Consider the following 16,196-nt stretch of genomic DNA (forward strand, 5'->3'; position numbering starts at 1 on the left):
CGCCGGGCAACGCGTCATCGCCCGGGCATGTCTCCACGCGAGGGCGGGAACCCCCATGGTGACCAGGTGCCCCCTGGCCAGGCACGCCGCAAAACTACGGCGCTCTCACTTCCGGTTTCCTACGGTCGCCTCGTCGTTGAAACCCGCACGAAGGTGACCAGGCGGGGCACGGCGCTGTTGCGGACGAGGGACATCGGATGATCAGCCGCGGAACCGGGAGACGGCGGTACGCCGGATCTCGACATCGCCGTCAGGTGTGGCGATACCCATGGCGTAGAGGCCCGGCCGGTCGCCGTTGAAGCGCAACGGGAGAGCGTCGACCTCTTCCCCGAGGTAGTCGCGCAGGTCCTGCGCGGTGCCGCCGACCTCCAGCCAGGTGATCCCGGCGGGCGTGACCGTACCAGGCGGATCGCATGGCTGGCGGGCGGCGTGCTCGTTCATGTCCTCGAAGTGGAACACGTTCGGGATGCCGCGTTGCCAGCACCATACGCTCTCGGGCACGCGGGCAGGCGCGGTGATCTTGCCGTCCTTGCGGACGCGCAGGCCGAAGTCGACGATCTCCGTGTTCAGCCGCCTGGAGATCTCTTCGAGCTCCTCCCGTGTGTCGACGCGCAGACACCAGCCGAGGAAGACGTCTCCGGCGACGCATTCCTCATAGAACCACCTGGCGATCGGGTTGCTCGCGATGGCATGAGGGTGGACCACGCCCTCCACCTCGATGTACTGGTCATTGCCGAGAGGCACGATGCGGTTGGCGATGCCGGCGTGGGGAAACCATCCACCCTCGTACTGACCGAAGCCGGTCTCCTGGCAGAGCCTGTGGGCGCCCTCGTACACGTTCTGCGTGCCGAGAGAGATGTGGTCGATATGCAGCATGATCTGTCCTGCCTTCAGTTGTTCAGTGGGAGATCCAGAAGACGGTCTTGCGCCCTATGAGCTGGACGAGGTAGCTCAAAATCCCGGTCAGCAGTGACAGCAGGACGATGGAGGCGAAGACGCGGGCGGAGTCCAGGCGGTAGCCGTCACGGAGGATGGCCGCCCCCAGGCCCCGTTGCGCGCCGACGAACTCGGCGACGACGGCGCCGATCACGCTGAGCGTCACCCCGATGTTGAGCCCGGCGAACACGAAGACGAGCGCGTTGCGCGCCTTGACGTGCCGGAAGGTCTTCCATCGTCCGGCGCCGTAAACCTTCATCAGCTCCAGTTGGTCCGCCGGCGAGCCCTTGAGACCGGAGAGCGTGTTGACGAAGACGGGGAAGAACGTGATCAGCGCGACGAGCACCGTCTTGGACGTCAGGCCGTACCCCAGGACCACGGCGAAGAGCGGGGCGACGGCGACCTTGGGAACCGCCTGCAACGCCACGACGTACGGCGAGATGATTCGGTCGACCGCCCGGAACTCGCCGACGACCGTGCCCAGGCCGATGCCGACGAGGCCGCCGAGCAGGAAGCCGAGCAGGACCTCCTTGACGGTCTCCCAGATGTCGGGCAGGTAGTCGCCGGACGCGAGCCCGGTCCAGAGCGCGTCCGCGACGTCGAACGGCAGAGGCACCAGCGCTCGGTTCACGCCGAGAAGGGGGAACAGGTACTGCCAGCCGGCGATGAGGGCCGCGAAGACGAGCAGGCCGATCAGGTGCCAGCGATCGATGCCGAAACGGCGGTGGGCTTGGCCTTTGGGGGAGGCCGCGGCCTTCCTGGCTGCGGGGCGGGCCATTTCCCGGGTGCTCACGCGGCCTCCTCGTTCTCGAAGTGCTTGCGGACGGCGGCCACGTACTCGCCGAAGCTCTCGGAGTTGAGCATGCGCAGCGTGCGAGGGCGAGGCAGGTCCACGGTGATCTCGTCGACGATGCGGCCGGGGCGGGCGCGCATCACCAGCACGCGGTCGGCGAGAAACACCGCCTCCGGGATGCTGTGTGTGATGAACAGGACCGTCTTCTCGTCCTCCATCCAGATGCGCTGGAGCTCGAGGCTCATGTGGTCGCGTGTCAGCGCGTCCAGGGCGCCGAACGGCTCGTCCATCAACAGCACTTTCGGATCGTGTACGAGCGCCCGTGCGATCCCGACCCGCTGCTGCATGCCGCCGGACAGTTCGTTCGGGTAACTGCCGGCGAAGTCCGAGAGACCGACGAGGCCGAGGAAGTGCTCGGCTCTCACCCGCGCCTCGGCACGGGACATGGGTGTCAGGTCGGCGGCCAGCATGGCGTTGCTCAACACTGTCCTCCAGGGCAGGAGGGCGGGGCGCTGGAACACCATGCCGATGTCGGACCGGGGACCGATCACGGGCGTGCCGTCCAGCCGTACGGTGCCGGAGGACGCGCCGAGCACGCCCGAGACCAGGCGGAGCAGGGTGCTCTTCCCGCATCCGCTGGGTCCGACGATGACGACGAACTCGGAACGGTCGATCCGGACGCCGATGTCCTCCAGCGCCGTCACCTCGGCGCCCTGCCGGGTGACGAAGGTCTTCGACACCGAGTCGATCTCGATGAGGTGATGTGTCATGGCAACTCCCGTCACAACCCACACGCCGTGGCTTCGGCCCGCAGCGCGTCGTGGTCGAAATCGTTGGCCTTGGCGGTGAGCCCGTCGATCGCGGGCAGCAGCCGCTCGGTGGGGACGGGCGTCGTGAGCTGCCCAGTCCGCTGCAGGAAGGCCTGCATGGCGGTCAGGCCCTCGGCCGGGACGGCTCCCCAGTCATGCCCACCGTTCGCCTGGAAGGTGAGCTCTCGGTCCTTCAGCGAAAGCGTCATCGCGGTCTTCTCCTGGTCCGGAGTGAGGCCGCCGGCGCCCGAGCCCGCGTAGTCGGTCCGGAAGATCTTGGCGGCGCATTCCGGAGACGCCTGGAGGAACGCCATCGACTTCGCCACTCCCCGGGCGATGGCCTCGACCATCTTCGGGTCGCCGTCCGCGACCTGCTTGGTGGTCAACAGGCCGTAGTCGGGAAACTTCCGCCACTGCTCGTCGTACATGAAGGTGTACTCGGCGCCCTGCGCGATCTGGTTGTCCAGGTCGGCGGCGAAGCTGAAGAACGCCTGCACCCGGCCACTGCTCAACGCCTCGTAGGCGGCGGCGCCGAAACCGACGACGATCTGCTCGACGTCCTTGTTCGGGTCCAGCCCCGCGTCCCGGAGCAACTGGTCGAGGTAGACGGCCCCGCCGCTCCCGGCGACTGCGACGCCGATCTTCTTACCCTTGAGCTGGGCCGGCTGGGTTATCCCGCTGTCCTTCGGCGTCACCAGGCTCCACTGGTTGTTGGCGGTCGCAGAGACCACCTGGATGTCCGCGTCCCCACGCGCCGCCGCGGCCAGGCCGGGAGCGGTGTTCCCGATCACGAACTGGGCGCGGCCGCCGATGAGGACTTGCGTGGCGGCCTGCGTCCCCTGGTTGGGCACCAGCGTGACGTCGTAGCCTTCTTTGCGCCACCACTGCCGGGCGAGCGGCAGGTAGGCTTCGACGACCGTCAGGCTGAACGCCGGGTTGCCGAAGGCGATGGTGACCTTCTTCAGACCCGCGGAGTCCGAGTCGGCGCCGCACGAGGTCAGTGCGGCGCTGACGATCACTGTGAGAGCGGCGGCGAGCGTGCGCAAGCGCAGGGTTGTCTTCATGGGGGAGCGTCTTTCTCGAGGTGGCCTGCGTCGGCGTATACGCGGAGCGGGTCGCGACGGCCGCGAGGATTGCATCGATTGTTGGCGGGCTCACGTATCGAAGGAAGCCAATCCTTCCGATGGCTAACATTGAAGAAAGCTATGAGTCGGGAGGACCCTGCCCGTCCTCACGGCTGCAGAGGCCCCGCGGTATAGGGAGAGGTGTCAGGTGGTGAACGAGGGGCCGGAACGGGAGCGCGTGGCCGAGCTGCGCCTGTCCGGGCTTGATCTTCCGCAACTGCACGCCCTGCACGCCTTGCTTACTGAACGCAGCGTCACCGGGGCCGCAGCCCGCCTCGGTCGCAGCCAGCCGACGCTGTCCGGCTCGCTCGCGCGCCTACGCCGGCACTTCGGCGACGAGTTGCTGACGCGCTCCGGCAACCACTACGCGCTGACACGTTTCGCCGAGCAGCTGCGGCCTCTCACGACCATCGCCGTTGCCGCCGTCGAGCGGGTGTTCGGTGCCGAGGCGGAATTCGACCCGCGCCAGACCCGGCGCGAGTTCACCGTCGTGTCGTCCGATCACGGCATCAGCATCCTCGGCGGTCCGCTGGTCGCCCGGATCTCCCGGGAGGCTCCGGGCGCACGCGTCCGGTTCATCCCGGTGACGCCGGAGTCGATCAGTCGGAAGGAGGAGTTCTACCACACGATCGACGGGGTGCTCATGCCGCACGGCTACCTTGACCTGCCCCGCAACATCGACCTGTACGCCGACCGATGGGTGTGCGTGGTCTCCGCGGCCAACTCGCGGGTGGGCGAGCGGCTCAGCATGTCGGATCTTCAAAAGCTGCCGTGGGTGGCTACGTTCAGCGACCCGCTGGTGCGGGCACCCGCGTGGCGGCAGATGGAACTGCTCGGGGTGAGTCCACGGGTGTGCGCGGTCGCGGAGTCGTTCCTGGCGCTGCCTCACCTCGTCCGCGGTTCGGACGCTGTGGCTCTGCTGCAGGAGCGCGTCGCGGCGCTGGTCGCGTCGGGTCCGGAGTTCCGGATCCTGGAGTGTCCCTTCGAGGCGATGCCGTTGGTCGAGGCGTTCTGGTGGCATCCCCTGCACGATGACGATCCCGGCCACGCCTGGCTGCGCCGTTGCATCTCGGAACTCCAGCCCGCCGCATAGGTTTTACCTATTCCTGTCATAGGCAGGATTAGCTTCCTTTGTGTGGTTGGCGGACGAAAAATCGATGACACCTCGATCAATCGTCCCTCACCACCTCTGGAGGCCCGCTCATGGATCGTCCGGCGCCGTCGCCGCCCGCGTTGGACGTGCACGCGCACGTCTGGCTCGACGCGGTCGAGGAACTCGTTGCCGGGCAGCCGGGATACCGGGTCAACGGCCGGCTCGAGCTGCGCCGGGCGGGTACGGAGTCCGCCGCGATCAACGCCGAGCAGGCGGCGCTGCTCCGGCCGCTGCTCACCGATGTGACCGAGCGCGTCGCGGCCATGGATGCTGCCGGGGTGCAGGCCCAGATCGTCTCGATCGTGCCGACGCAGTACCACAACTGGGCCGATCGAGGGCTCGCCGCCGAGATCGCTGCGGCGACGAACGCCGGTGTCGCGGCTCACTGTGCCCAGCGGCCTGACCGGCTGGCGGGGCTCGGCGTGGTGCCGCTGCAACATCCGGACCTCGCGGTCGCCGCGCTGGAAGACGCCGTGCTCGTCCACGGCCTGAAGGGCGTGGAGCTCTCCTCGCATGCCCCCGGTGGTGTTCCCGTCGAACTGTCCGACCGGCGGCTGGACGCCCTGTGGCAGCGGGGTGTGGAGCTGGGGGCCGTGTTCCTGCTGCACCCGTGGGGGTGCACGCTCGACGAGCGCCTCGACCGCTGGTACCTGGCGAACACGGTCGGTCAGCCTGTCGAGCACGCGGTGGCCCTCTCTCACCTCATCTTCGGCGGTGTCCTGGACCGTTTCCCGGATCTCCGGCTGATCGCCGCGCACGGCGGGGGCTACCTGCCTGCGTTCATCGGCCGTGCCGACCACGCGTGGCGGCATCGCTCTGACGCCCGAAGCTGCGCCGAGGAGCCGAGTTCGTACCTGCGGCGCCTGTGGTTCGACTCGCTCGTCCACACTCCGGACGCGCTGCGCAGGCTCGTCGAGACCGTCGGCAGTGAGCGCGTGGTGCTCGGCTCCGACTTCCCGTTCGACATGGGCGTCACCGACCCCGTGGCCCGCGCCCGCACCGCCCTCGGCCCTGATGAGGCCGCCGCGGTAATGGGCGGGAACGCCGAGCGGCTCGGCCTGTTCCCGGAAGTGCTCGCACCTCAGATCACCTGACCCCGCGCGTTAGCCGCAGGAGGGAGTACCCCCCATGACCGCCATCTCTCCCGCTGTCGCCAGGTCGATCGTCCTGCGACGTAGTGCCGTCGCCAGCACGGTCGGCAGTGCCGTCGAGTTCTACGAGTTCACGATTTACGGCTTCCTCGCCGTGGTGTTCGCACCGCTGTTCTTCCCGTCGAGCGATCCCGCCGCGTCGACGCTGTCCGCGCTGGCCGTGTTCGGCGGCGGCTATCTCGCCCGGCCGCTCGGCGGCATCCTGTTCGGCGTGCTGGGTGACCGGATCGGCCGCCGCACTGTGCTGATGTCCACGATCTTCCTGATGGGTGGAGCGTCGACGCTGATCGGACTGCTGCCCACCTACAACCGTGCCGGGTTGCTGGCACCCGCGCTGCTGCTGGCGTTACGGCTGCTGCAAGGCCTGTCGGCGGGCGGGGAGTTCACCGGCGCCCAGACCTACATCGTCGAGATGGCGCCGGCCCACCGCCGGGGTGCGCTCGGCTCGCTGCCCGCGCTCGGCATCGGGCTCGGCTTCGGCACGGCCTCGCTCGTCGTCGCGGCGACCAGCGCATCCCTCAGCGCGGAGCAGATGAGCGCGTGGGGCTGGCGGCTGCCGTTCCTGCTGTGCCTGCCGCTCACGATTGTTTGCCTGTTCCTGCGACTGCGGCTGGAGGATTCGCCGGAGTTCGCCGCGATCGTTGCGAACGCGGCCGTCACCCGCACTCCGGTGCGCGACGTCATACGCGGCCACCTGGGCGACGTGTCGCGCGTCGCCGCCCTCACCGTCGCCACACTCGGCCCGGGCTTCCTCGTCAAGCTCTATCTGGGCATCCATCTCGTGCAGGTCAAGGGCATGGACCCGATCGCCGTTTACGGACTGCTCGGCGTGCTGCTGCTGTCCACCGCCGTGCTGTTTCCCCTCATGGGTCAGGCCAGCGACCGGAAGGGCCGACGGCCGATCATGAGAATCGGCTTCGCCGCCTTCTTGGTCCTGTCGGTGCCGCTGTTCCTCGTCGTGGACGCCACGTCACGCCTGTGGCTCATCGCGCCGATGGTGCTGGTGTTCGCCGCAGTCGAACCGTTCGTCTCGGCGGCGGTCTACACGACCTTCGCCGAGCTTTTCCCCGCCCGCATGCGCTACACGGCGACGTCCATCGGCTTCAATCTCGGGACCATCGTGGCCGCGGGCTTCGGACCGTACATCTGCAGCAGGCTCACGGCCTGGATCGGCTGGGAGGCCGCGCCGGGGCTGTGGGGAGCGGTGTGCGCCCTCCTCGGCCTGCTCGTGCTGGGGTTTACCAGGGAGACCGGCCGCACCGCGCTCGCCCGATGAAGGAAAACCAGGAGGAGCGGCCGCGCCGCTCGCCGCTGAAGGAGGCAAACGTCCGTGCGCAGAATCGTCGACATATCGGTGCCGTTGCGCTCAGGGATCGCGTCCGACCCGCCCGGTTACCTACCCGAGATCGACTACTACAGCCACGCCGACACGGCAGAGGAAGTGATCGCGTTCTTCCCCGGATCCACTGTGGACGACCTGCCCGATCGTGAAGGCTGGGCCATCGAGCGAGTCAGGATCAACACGCACAACGGCACGCACCTCGACGCCCCGTACCACTTCTCGTCCGTGATGGACGGCGGTGCACGAGCGATCACGATCGACGAGGTGCCGCTGGAGTGGTGCCTGCAGCCGGCGGTGAAGCTCGACTTCCGGCACATGCCGGACGGCTACGTCGCCACAGCGGGCGACGTCGCGGCCGAGCTGAAGCGGATCGGCCACGAACTGCGACCGCTGGAGATCGTCGTCGTCAACACCGCCGCGGGGACCCGCTACGGGCACGACGACTACGTGACCACGGGTTGTGGCATGGGCCGCGACGCCACGCTGTATCTCCTGGAACGCGGAGTACGGCTGACGGGCACGGACGCGTGGAGCTGGGACGCGCCCTTCGCGCACACCGCGCGCCGGTACGCCCGTGAACGCGATCCCTCCGTCATCTGGGAGGGTCATCGTGCCGGCCGCGACATCGGTTACTGCCATCTGGAGAAGTTGCACGCGCTGGAACAGCTCCCCGCCGACGGGTTCCAGATCGCCTGCTTCCCGGTGAAGGTCCATGCCGCGTCCGCGGGCTGGACACGAGCGGTGGCGATCCTCGATGACGACCACAGCGAGACGGGAGCGGGCCGATGAGCGTCGTGATCACCGTGGCCCCGACCGGCCCGATCGCCTCGAAGAGCGACAATCCTCACCTGCCCACGCAGCCGGAGGAGATCGCCGACGCGGTCGCCGAGGCGTACGCCGCAGGTGCCTCGGTTGCGCACATCCACCTACGCGACGCCGATGACCGCCCCACCGCCGACCTGTCGATCGCGCGGCGCACGATGGACCTCATCGCCGAACGCTGCCCGATCCTGGTCCAGCTCTCCACCGGTGTCGGACTGGACGTGCCGTACGAGGAGCGAGCGGCGTTGGTCGAGCTGCGCCCCCGGATGGCGACGCTCAACCCGTGCAGCATGACCTTCGGGACGGGGGAGTTCCGCAATCCGCCCGCCGAGGTCCGGCGCCTGGCCGCACGCATGCGTGACCTGGGCGTGAAACCCGAGCTCGAGATCTACGACACCGGACACCTCGAGGCCTGCACGCGACTGCGCGACGAAGGACTGCTCGGCGACGAGCCGTTGCAGTTCTCCATCGTGCTCGGCGTCTCGGGAGGCATGGCGGCGACACCGGAGAATCTGCTCACGATGGTCGGCCGCCTGCCAGAAGGATCGGTGTGGCAGGTCATCGCCATCGGGAGGGCCAACCTGCGGCTCACGGCGATGGCCCTCGCTCTCGGCGGCAACGCCCGCGCCGGGCTGGAGGACGCACTGTACCTCCGCAAAGGTGAGCTCAGCCCGGGCAACCTGCCGCTCGTCGAGCGGACCGTCCGGCTCGCCCGCGACCTCGACCTGGAGATCGCCACCGTCGAGCAGACGGAACGCCTCCTCGACCTCCCCGCAGCACGGGCCACCTGACGTCGCACCGGAATCTCGGTGGTGAGGCGTCAGGAGGGTGGGTTCGCGTCGTACGCGGCCCGCGCCGCGACGACGGCGGGGATGTGTCGCTCGGCCCAGGCGCGGACCTCGGCGAGCGGCCCGTCGAGCGAGCGCCCGAGAGGCGTCAGCGAGTAGTGGACGGCCGGGGGCACGGTCGGCTCGACCCGGCGCCGCACCAGCCCGTCGCGCTCCAATGACCGCAGCGTCTGCGACAGCATCTTCTGCGAGATGCCGGTGATGCGCCTGCGCAGCTCGGCGAAGCCGACCTCGCTGGGCTCGGCGTCGGCGAGCACCTTGATGAGCATCGACTCCCACTTGCCGCCGATGCGGTCGAGCACCTGCCGCGTGGGGCAGGCCGGGTCGAAGAGGTCTCCGGGGGAGGAGTGCGCCGCCGGGGTGGTCACCTGCCGCGCTCACGCGGGTGTGCGTCGCGCAGGGTCGGCTGGAGGGCGCGCTGAGCGCCGACGGCGCCGTCCGCGTCTTCAAGGGCGTGCCGTACGCCGCGCCGCCCATTGGGCCGCTGCGCTGGAGGACGCCCCGGCCTCCCGCGTTCTGGGAGGGCGTGCGCCCGGCCACCGTGTACGGACCCGTCGCGCCGCAGCCGCGCGTCCCGCCCTCCTCGCTGTACTTCCCGGGCGAGCGGGCGCAGAGCGAGGACTGCCTCTACCTCAACGTGTGGAGCCCGGCCGAGCCGGAGGAACCGCGTCCCGTCATCGTCTGGTTCCACATCGGCACCTTCCTGTACGGCTCCGGGTCCGCGGGCGCCGGTCCCTTCTCCGACTACGACGGTCAGGCGCTCGCCCGCGCCGGCACCGTTGTCGTCACGGTCAACCACCGCCTCGGCACAGCGGCGGGTTGTTCGGGCCGGCCGCGGACAGCGTCGGGATCAACGACCTCCTGCAGGACCTCCCCGCGGCGGAACGCAGCGGCGTGCGCCTGACCGGCCTGCTCGGGGTCCGCTCGCTGGAGGAGTTGCGCGCGCTCGCCCGGCCGAACTGGCTGCTGCGCACCTCCCGGCCGAGCGGCCGTTCCGCATGGCCTTCCTGCCCGTGCCCGTGGGCCGCGGTGACCGACACCTCCTGGCCCATCGTGGACGGCCACGTCCTGCCGCGCAGCCCCTACGAGGTGTTCTCGGCGGGTGAGCAGGCACGCGTCCCGCTCCTCACCGGCAACGCCGCCGGCGAGGCGGCCGCCATGCCGGGGCTCGCCGACGTCGCCGCCCACCGCGCGGACGCCGAGCGGGAGTACTGCGACCTGGCCGGGCGGTTCCTGTCGCTGTACCCAGCGGAGACGGACGAGGAGGCGTCCGCCGCCAGCGTGACGGCCAACAGCGACCGGATCTTCACCTGGCAGAACCGCACCTGGGCGCGTCTGCACGCCCGCACCGGCGCGGCGACGTGGCTGTACCGCTGGGAGCACGAGCCGCCGGTGCCCGCCGGGTACGCCGAGGGCTCGCCCGGCGCGTTCCACGCCTGCGAGATCCCGTACACATTCGGCACGCTGGACGCCCGCGACTGGGACTGGCGGCCGGTCGACCGGGAGCTGTCGGCGACGCTGTCCGGCTACTGGACGGCGTTCGCCGCGACCGGCGACCCGAACGGCACCGATTTGAACGGCGGCGACCCGAACGGCGGCGACCCGAACGGCGGCGAGCCGAACGGCGGCGAGCCGAACGGCGGCGGGCGGCCGTTCTGGGAGCCGTTCGACCCCGATCACCCGGCCGTGCTCCGCTTCGCCGCCCGCATCACGCAGGGCCCGCCACCCGACGCCGCCCGCATCGCCGTCCTCTCCGAGCACTACGCCCGCCTGCGCGACAGGTGAGCCGGGCCGGGCGCCGCGTCCCCGGCGCTGTGCCTGCGCCGGCGCTGCGCCGCGCGGTGCGAGCCCGGGGCGGGGGCTCACGTCTGCGGTGCGCAGACCTCTACCGACGGGGACCAGCGGGGGATCTCGCCCATCCCGGACGGCAGCCGCAGGCTCTTGCTGTAGCCGAACTCGTGCAACGTCTCCAGGGCGTGCTCGCGGCCGTACCCACTGTGACCCACCCCACCGAATGGGGTCCCGGTGAAGGCGCGGTTGTAGTTGTTGACGAACACCATCCCGGCCCGGATCGCGCGGCTGACCCTCAGCGCGCGTTCGGAGTCGCGGGTGAAGACGCCGGCCACAAGGCCGAAGTCGGTCCCGTTCGCGATGCTGACCGCCTCGTCCTCGTCGTTGAAGGGGATCAGGCACACGACGGGCCCGAAGATCTCCTCGTTGGCGATCCGCATGTCCCGGGTGACGCCGGTGAACAGCGTCGGCGCGACGTAGTAGCCGCCTGCCAGTGCCGGGTCGGCCGGGAGTGCGGCCTGCGCGGCGATCGTCGCACCTTCGGCCACCCCGATCTCGATGTAGTCCAGCACGCGCCGTCGCTGCGCGTCGGTGACGAGTGGTCCCACGTGGGTCGCGGGGTCGGCGCCGGGGCCGACGCGCAGCCGGGCGACGGCCTCGGCGTACCGCCGCGCGACCTCCTCGTAGACGCTCTGGTGTACAAGCACGCGCGAGGCTGCCGTGCACGCCTCGCCCTGGTTGAAGAACCCTCCTTCGACGGCCCACGGCAGGGCCGAGTCGAGGTCCGCGTCCTCGAAGATCACGAAGGGGTTCTTGCCGCCGAGCTCCATGAGGGTCGGCGTGAGGTTGTCGGCCGCGGTTCTGATCACGGCCGCGCCGGTGCCGGGGGCCCCGGTGAAGGAGATCTTGCCGACCAGCTTGTGCCCCGCCAGCTGGGCGCCGACCTTTCCGGTGCCGGGCAGGATGTGGACGACATCGTCCGGGAGCACGGACTGGGCGAGCTCCACGACCCGCATCACGGACAGCGGCGCCTGCTCCGGCGGCTTGATCACGACCGCGTTTCCCGCGGCGAGCGCGGGAGCCAGCTTCCCGGCCGTGTGCAAGGGGGGCCAGTTGAACGGGACGATCGCCGCGACCACGCCGTACGGCTCCAGGGTCGTGATGTCCAACGTGCCGCCCGCGTCGCGGACCTGACCCGGCATGGCCTCGCACAGGCCGGCGAAGAGCTCGAAGATCGCGATGCAGGCTTCCAGATCGAATCCCCGGGCCTGGGACAGCGGCTTGCCGTTGTCGCTCGACTCGAGCGCGGCGATCTCGTCGGCGTGTTCGCGTACCACCTGGGCGATCTTGGCAAGCCAGCGGCCACGTTCCCGCGGTGTGCGAGCCTTCCAGGCGAAATGCGCGTCGTAGGCCGCCTGGACGGCTTGATTCACCTCCTTTTCGCCGGCCCCCTGAATGGTCACGATGGGTGTGCCCGTGGCGGGGTCGTCCACGGTAAACCGGTCCGCCTCGTCATGAGAGGACCACCGGATCCGCAGGACTTCGGACATCGCCGTCATGGCGTGCTCCTTACTCGATGGTTCGGATGGCGAAGGGGCCGGGCGTGACGTCACGCGGCTCCAGGAGAGAGATGGGGTGGTCGAGCCACCGCGTTCCGCGGTCCTCCGCCGCCGCACCGGCCTGGCCGGGCAGCGTCCGGCGGGGGGGCCAGAGGCTCGTCGGCGTCATGCCGAGCGTCCGATCGCAGGCGAGAACGACCTTCCGGTCCCTTACACCTCTCATCCTGAGCAGCACAACACCGCAAAGGAAGCCAATTCTGCCGATGGCGTGCATAGGAACCATCTATGCGTCCGGCGATGGCAGGTGCTGGTCGAGCAGGCCGATGAACGCCCTCGCCGCGGCTGTGGAACCGCGTGTGAGAGGGGTCGCGACGTGCAGCGGCCACGCCATAGGACGTCCGGAGACGGGCAGCACGCGCACGCCGGGGTGGTCGGGGACGGCGAACGCTGGCAGGAAAGCGATGCCGAGGCCATGCCCGACGAACTCGGCGGCCATCGCGACGTCCGGGGCCTCCAGCACGACGTGCCGCTCAAGCCCGGCCGCCGCGAACTCCCGGTCGATCAGGTCTCGATTGCCGTATCCCGGAGGGCAGTCGATGAACGCTTCCTCCGCTGTCTCCGCCAGGTCGACCTGCTCGCGCTCCGCCAGACGATGATCCGCAGGAACGGCGAGCTGTATCGGCACGACCTTCAGAACGCGCGCCTCGATCCCGGCGGGCACTCGTGGGGGCAACGACAGGAACGCCACGTCGAGTTCGCCGTCGAGGAGTGCCTTCGTCAGCCCGGCCGACCCTGCCGGCGCCAGACGCAACCGCACAGTGACGGCGGGCTGTTCGGCGTGCAGCCGCCCCAGCAATGAGGGCAGGCCGACCAGGTCAACCGATGGCAGCGCGCCCACGTTGACGGTCCCTCGTACGGTGTCCCCGGCCTCGCGTGCCGCATTGCGGGCCTCCGCGGCGGCGGCCAGCGCGCTACCGTCGCCGTGCCCGCGAATAACAATGATCCTCTGTTCATTCACTCCGAAACCGTGTCATGTGATTGCTGCACTCGGTCGAGCATGCCGCTAGCGTAGGAGCCCCGAATTCACCTCGACTGCACGGCACCGCACCCGCCATTCACATTCGCCTACACAATTTCCAGCAACCGAGATTTGAAATCGACGACAATTGGAACCGAGGAATATTGTGAACAAGGAGCTGTCATGAGCCAGGGCACGGCCTCGGCCGGCGGCGGTGTCAGGGGCGTTCCTTCCGAGAAGCGAGCCGGCCGACACCCCTCGTTGGTCCTGCTCGTGGTGTCCACGGCGATCCTGCTCGACGCCCTGGATCTGTCCATCACTCAGGTCGCGCTCCCCGACATCCGCAGAAGCCTCGACTTGTCCACGGCCGGCGTGCAGTGGACCGTCAACGCCTACGTCCTCACCTACGCCGGTTTCCTTCTCTTCGGTGGCCGCGCCGCCGACCTGCTGAGCGCCCGCCGCGTTTTCCTCTTCGGCCTGACCATCTTCGGCGTCATGTCACTGGTCGCCGGGCTCTCGCCGAACGCGGTTGTGGTCATCCTCGCCCGCGCCGTCCAGGGCATCGGCGCCGCTCTCACCGTGCCCTCCAGCGTCGCGATCATCGCCGGCACGTTCGCCGAGGGCCACGAGCGCAACCGCGCCTTCGGCGTCTTCTCCGCGGCCGCCGCCTCCGGATTCTCCGCCGGACTGATCCTCGGCGGCGTCCTCACCGACCTGCTCAACTGGCGCTGGATCTTCTTCGTGAAGGTCCCGATCGTGGCCGCCACACTGATCATCGCGGTCCGCGCCATCCCCCACAGCGCCGAGCCCCATGACCGCTCGCGCAGCTACGACCTGCTCGGCGGCGTGCTCGGCACCGCCGGTCTACTGCTCATCGCGTTCACCGTCACGCAGATCGCCGACCACACTGTCCCGGTGCCTTTGGTCATCGCCTCCGCGGTCACCGCCGTGGTCCTGCTGATCGCGTTCGTTGTCAACGAGGCCAAGCACCCCGATCCTCTCCTACCCCTGGGCATCTTCCGGATGCCGACCCTCCGCAACGCCGACATCTCGTCGCTGGCCGTGCTGGCCGCCCCGTTCGGCTACTCCTACGTGGTCACCCTCTACACGCAGGAGGTTTTGCACTACTCGCCGCTGAAGACCGGTCTGGCGCTGCTGCCAGCGGCGGTGGTGTCCGCGCTGGTTTCCCGCTATATCGCGCCAGCCCTCATCCGCCGCTATGGCATGCGCATCACCGGCAGCCTCGCCGGCCTGTTCCTGGTCGCGGTCGGATTCCTCATGCTGGCCCTTGTCGACGCCGACACCGGCTACGTAACCGTGCTGCTGCCCTCATCGATCATCTGCCTGGGTCTCGGCGTTGGCAACGCCTACCCGACCTACGCCATCGGCGGCGTGACCGGGGTCGGTGTCTCACAGCAGGGTCTGGCGGCCGGCATCCAGCAGACCGCCCTCCAGGTCGGCGGTGGGCTCGGCCTCGCCCTGGTGGCCACAGGCGTGAGCGCCTCGCTTGACGGCAGAACCGACCCGAACGACTACATTCCCGCCCTGCACGTCGGCGCAATCGTCGGCACCGTCATCACACTGCTCGCCGCGGTCGCCACCCTCCTCGGCCGGATGGACACCCCGGAGGCGGCCGCCGAAGAACAGAAGCAAAATTAGGCATTTGAGCCATGCTGATGTCGCGCGGACGCGCCGAGCATGTCCGCGTGACATTGTGAGCACCCTGCCCCTGATCACCTACGTGGAACAAGCCCGCCCCCGACCGCGCGACGAAGGCCAGGTCCACCCGGCGGCTCCCCGTGACCTGCGCCGACTCCCGGGCCGACGCGGCCGTGGCCGTCGGGAAGGTCGGTGGCACCGATCATCCCTTGTGGGTAAAGTTGCCAGTTGACATGGGACCGGAACTCAAGCATCTCCGGTATTTCGTCGCCGTTGCGGAGGACCTGAGCTTCTCCAGCGCCGCCCGGCGGCTTTATGTCTCGCAGCAGGCGCTGAGCCGCATCATCCAGCAGCTCGAACACCAGCTCGGCGTCAAGCTATTCGAGCGCACCACCCGCAGCGTGCGGCTGACCTCCGCGGGTGAGGCGATGCTCGGCCCCGCGCGGCAGTCGATCGCCGCGGCCGAGGACGCACTCACGACCGCCCAGCGGGTCGGCAACGGCGGGTATCAGCGCTCGCTGCGGGTCGACATCTCCTCCAGTGGCCTGCAGACCGGGGCAGTTCTGCTGCGCCATTTCCGGCGACTGCACCCGCAGATTCCGGTGTTGCAAATCGAGGAGGGTGTCACCCGCGGCCTGGTCGCCCTGAAGGAGGGCCGCCTTGACGTGCTGCTCGGGCTGGCCACTCACTGTCCGATCGAGATTCCAACCGAGGTGATCCGGCGGGAGACGATCGTGCTGGGCATGGCCGCCGATCATCCGCTCGCGGATCTGGAGGTCGTGCCGGTGGCGCGGCTGGCCGACTTCGAACTGTTGCTGCCCACCGAAGAGGCGGCCGTCGAGTGGGTCGAGTTCGTCGCGCAGTTCTGCCGGCAGGCGGGCATCCGAGTGCGCAGGTGGCCGGGCGTCACTTACGGCTCGCATGGCGCGGCGGACGTGCTGCGCGAGAGGCTCTGCGTCACACCGACGACGCGCTGGAACGAACCGCCTGCCGACCTGGTGTTCCGCCCGCTCGTCCAGCCTGTGCCGGTGTTCAGCTGGGCCATGATGATCGCACCTGCCGTCGAGAACACGCCTCAGGTCAGAGCCTTCGTCGAGTGCGCCCGCCTGGTCGCCAAACAGTACGACTGGCTGCTGCCACGCGAAGACGACATGTTCCGGGGAGCCGATGCGACGTCGTGAAATCTGCCGT

The 16,196-nt window shown here is 69.3% G+C and carries 16 protein-coding genes; 9 read left to right on the top strand and 7 right to left on the bottom strand.

Features of this window, described 5'->3' with window-relative positions; all coding sequences use genetic code 11:
* Window positions 1-201: 201 nt before the first annotated feature.
* The 4 genes from B1L11_RS03565 to B1L11_RS03580 are packed head-to-tail and all read right to left on the bottom strand — an operon-like array spanning window position 202 to window position 3,602.
* The gene (locus tag B1L11_RS03565; protein WP_079313144.1) at window positions 202-876 is read right to left on the bottom strand and encodes a VOC family protein; all 675 of its coding nucleotides are present in this window, start codon (window positions 874-876) and stop codon (window positions 202-204) included.
* 22 nt (window positions 877-898) lie between these two features.
* Complete coding sequence (locus B1L11_RS03570; protein ID WP_218670883.1) at window positions 899-1,729, bottom strand: ABC transporter permease; 831 nt, start codon at window positions 1,727-1,729, stop codon at window positions 899-901.
* Window positions 1,726-2,499 (bottom strand): ABC transporter ATP-binding protein, encoded by a 774-nt coding sequence (locus tag B1L11_RS03575; protein ID WP_079313145.1) that lies wholly within the window; start codon window positions 2,497-2,499, stop codon window positions 1,726-1,728. The genes B1L11_RS03570 and B1L11_RS03575 overlap by 4 nt, the downstream gene beginning before the upstream one ends.
* 11 nt (window positions 2,500-2,510) lie before the next feature.
* Window positions 2,511-3,602, bottom strand: coding sequence for an ABC transporter substrate-binding protein (locus B1L11_RS03580; protein ID WP_179154959.1), 1,092 nt, complete (start codon window positions 3,600-3,602; stop codon window positions 2,511-2,513).
* A 211-nt stretch (window positions 3,603-3,813) separates the two neighbouring features.
* On the opposite strand from B1L11_RS03580, the gene B1L11_RS03585 reads away from it, so the two are divergent.
* The 5 genes from B1L11_RS03585 to B1L11_RS03605 all read left to right on the top strand — a co-directional run bounded on the left by B1L11_RS03585 (window position 3,814) and on the right by B1L11_RS03605 (window position 8,921).
* Window positions 3,814-4,755 carry a LysR family transcriptional regulator gene (locus B1L11_RS03585; protein ID WP_218670884.1) on the top strand — a complete coding sequence of 314 codons (942 nt, stop codon included), beginning with the start codon at window positions 3,814-3,816 and terminating at the stop codon, window positions 4,753-4,755.
* A gap of 110 nt (window positions 4,756-4,865) precedes the next feature.
* Window positions 4,866-5,909, top strand: coding sequence for an amidohydrolase family protein (locus tag B1L11_RS03590; RefSeq protein WP_079313148.1), 1,044 nt, complete (start codon window positions 4,866-4,868; stop codon window positions 5,907-5,909).
* Window positions 5,910-5,943: 34 nt separating this feature from the next.
* The gene (locus B1L11_RS03595) at window positions 5,944-7,242 is read left to right on the top strand and encodes an MFS transporter (protein WP_079313149.1); all 1,299 of its coding nucleotides are present in this window, start codon (window positions 5,944-5,946) and stop codon (window positions 7,240-7,242) included.
* 54 nt (window positions 7,243-7,296) lie between these two features.
* On the top strand, window positions 7,297-8,097 hold the full coding sequence (locus B1L11_RS03600; protein ID WP_079313150.1) for a cyclase family protein: 801 nt from the start codon (window positions 7,297-7,299) through the stop codon (window positions 8,095-8,097).
* Window positions 8,094-8,921 (top strand): 3-keto-5-aminohexanoate cleavage protein, encoded by an 828-nt coding sequence (locus B1L11_RS03605; RefSeq protein ID WP_079313151.1) that lies wholly within the window; start codon window positions 8,094-8,096, stop codon window positions 8,919-8,921. The genes B1L11_RS03600 and B1L11_RS03605 overlap by 4 nt, the downstream gene beginning before the upstream one ends.
* A gap of 29 nt (window positions 8,922-8,950) precedes the next feature.
* Here the strand turns inward: B1L11_RS03605 and B1L11_RS03610 are convergent, their stop codons facing one another.
* The gene (locus B1L11_RS03610; protein WP_079313152.1) at window positions 8,951-9,346 is read right to left on the bottom strand and encodes a helix-turn-helix domain-containing protein; all 396 of its coding nucleotides are present in this window, start codon (window positions 9,344-9,346) and stop codon (window positions 8,951-8,953) included.
* Window positions 9,347-9,363: 17 nt separating this feature from the next.
* Here B1L11_RS03610 and B1L11_RS03615 point away from each other — a divergent pair, with 17 nt between their 5' ends.
* Together B1L11_RS03615 and B1L11_RS03620 are read left to right on the top strand one after the other, a co-directional pair.
* Entirely contained in the window at window positions 9,364-9,882 is a 519-nt protein-coding gene (locus B1L11_RS03615) for a carboxylesterase family protein (protein ID WP_079313153.1), read from the top strand.
* Window positions 9,798-10,763, top strand: coding sequence for a carboxylesterase family protein (locus tag B1L11_RS03620; protein WP_079313154.1), 966 nt, complete (start codon window positions 9,798-9,800; stop codon window positions 10,761-10,763). The genes B1L11_RS03615 and B1L11_RS03620 overlap by 85 nt, the downstream gene beginning before the upstream one ends.
* A 77-nt stretch (window positions 10,764-10,840) precedes the next feature.
* Here the strand turns inward: B1L11_RS03620 and B1L11_RS03625 are convergent, their stop codons facing one another.
* Together B1L11_RS03625 and B1L11_RS03635 are read right to left on the bottom strand one after the other, a co-directional pair.
* Window positions 10,841-12,328 (bottom strand): aldehyde dehydrogenase, encoded by a 1,488-nt coding sequence (locus B1L11_RS03625; RefSeq protein WP_079313155.1) that lies wholly within the window; start codon window positions 12,326-12,328, stop codon window positions 10,841-10,843.
* A 283-nt stretch (window positions 12,329-12,611) separates the two neighbouring features.
* A complete protein-coding gene (locus tag B1L11_RS03635) occupies window positions 12,612-13,346 on the bottom strand; it encodes a LysR substrate-binding domain-containing protein (RefSeq protein WP_079313157.1) in 735 nt (244 codons plus the stop codon).
* A gap of 132 nt (window positions 13,347-13,478) precedes the next feature.
* Here B1L11_RS03635 and B1L11_RS03640 point away from each other — a divergent pair, with 132 nt between their 5' ends.
* Together B1L11_RS03640 and B1L11_RS03645 are read left to right on the top strand one after the other, a co-directional pair.
* Complete coding sequence (locus tag B1L11_RS03640; protein WP_143736883.1) at window positions 13,479-15,005, top strand: MFS transporter; 1,527 nt, start codon at window positions 13,479-13,481, stop codon at window positions 15,003-15,005.
* 140 nt (window positions 15,006-15,145) lie between these two features.
* On the top strand, window positions 15,146-16,186 hold the full coding sequence (locus B1L11_RS03645; RefSeq protein ID WP_143736884.1) for a LysR family transcriptional regulator: 1,041 nt from the start codon (window positions 15,146-15,148) through the stop codon (window positions 16,184-16,186).
* Window positions 16,187-16,196: the final 10 nt, after the last annotated feature.

The organism is Microbispora sp. GKU 823 (assembly GCF_002027145.1).
Lineage (GTDB): Bacteria > Actinomycetota > Actinomycetes > Streptosporangiales > Streptosporangiaceae > Microbispora > Microbispora siamensis.